This is a genomic window from Priestia flexa NBRC 15715, from assembly GCF_001591565.1.
Classification (GTDB): Bacteria; Bacillota; Bacilli; order Bacillales; family Bacillaceae_H; genus Priestia; species Priestia flexa.
The window spans coordinates 1-1,365 of record NZ_BCVD01000234.1 but is presented as its reverse complement, the minus strand read 5'-3'; the positions used below and the strand labels follow the sequence as shown (position 1 = coordinate 1,365).

Genomic DNA, 1,365 nt, shown 5'->3' with positions numbered 1-1,365 from the left:
CACTAGTGTTGCATAAATTTTATTTGAATTTTCAGTTTTATATCTTTCCTAATGAAGAGCCAAAAAAGTGAATATCCAAACAAAGGTGGCTCCATCTATTTGGTTTTTATTTACAAGTAGACAAAAGAGACAACGATCATTTGCTCATTAAGGGACAGCTTCCCCTTTAATTTTTCGAAGCCAGATATGTGCTGGCTTCCACAAAGCAGCCCTTAAATAACGGCTAATTTGCAGGAGTTTTCGCTTACTTTTTGTTTCGAGCTGCACGAGTACATGCAGACAAAAGACGATAAGTGCGATCAACACTTGGTTGTGAATCGCCCATTCACTTTGTCCGTAAAACTTTTTGATGCGGAGATGCTGTTTAATCCATTTGAAAAACAACTCAATTGCCCAGCGCGATTTGTACATCTCAGACATTTCTTCGGCACTCAAATCAAAGCGATTCGTGATTAAATGGAGCTCATTTCCTTTTGAATCCATGACTTTTAGTAGACGGAAATAATTTTCTGCTCGATTTTGCGTCGTGCCAATCAACACCATTTGATCTGATAAAACGGTCGTATCGTTTGGCAGTTTGAAGTCGTAAACTTCCCGTATGACGGCGTTTTTCCGCAGCCTTGAAAGAAAAAAGTAGCCATCATCTGTCATGCGGTCAAATCGCTCGTAATCGAGGTAGCCACGCTCAAACACGTACATGCATTCTTTGTCATCGATCATGACTTCAAGTTGACCGCGATCATGTTCTTTTGCCGTTGTCACAACGGCTTTTTCAGGATACGATGTCCCTTTTTCCATAAAGACAAGACGTAGATGTAATTTCACACCTGCTTTTGTTTTGCGGAACGTTGCCCATCTATGATTGGTCAAATTGAGTGGTAATGTACTTGAATCAAGGATTTTTAACGGCATCACGAGTTTCGTGTAGTGCGTTTTGGCATGAATTTGTGTCACTAAATCCAGGAAAAGCCGTTGAAAGAGATCTGGATTCATGCCATTTAACCGGCGTGACAGCTGAGAAATACTGATGGAATCAAGGTCGATCCCTTTTTGAAGCTGTTCGTCGAAAAGACAATCTGTAAGTGCGTGCAGACTTTCAATTTCTTGCAGCTGTGCAAAAAGGAGTAATTTAAAGAACGATTCCGTCGTTAATTTTTTCGTATAGTAATCTAATTTCATCGTTTTCACGTTTTCTTCAAATAATTGAAGATTGATGGGTGAAAACCATTGTCCAAATGAAGTTTTTGGTGTAATCTTGTTCATACGTGGGTCCTTTTTAATGGATTTGGACGGGTGACCACCTGACTTTATCCATTATAAAGGACTTTTTCTTTACGCAAAACGAGATTATTGAAGATTTTGAGT

General features: G+C 39.3%; 1 protein-coding gene. It reads right to left on the bottom strand.

Features of this window, described 5'->3' with window-relative positions:
- Positions 1 to 147 precede the first annotated feature (147 nt).
- Positions 148 to 1,263 (bottom strand): IS4 family transposase, encoded by a 1,116-nt coding sequence (locus BFL01S_RS19600; RefSeq protein ID WP_061786721.1) that lies wholly within the window; start codon positions 1,261 to 1,263, stop codon positions 148 to 150.
- Between the last annotated feature and the right edge of the window lie 102 nt (positions 1,264 to 1,365).

Coding starts and splice junctions, on each gene's coding strand:
- BFL01S_RS19600 (WP_061786721.1), bottom strand. CDS start 1,263: ATGAACAAGATTACACCAAAAACTTCATTTGGACAATGGTTTTCACCC.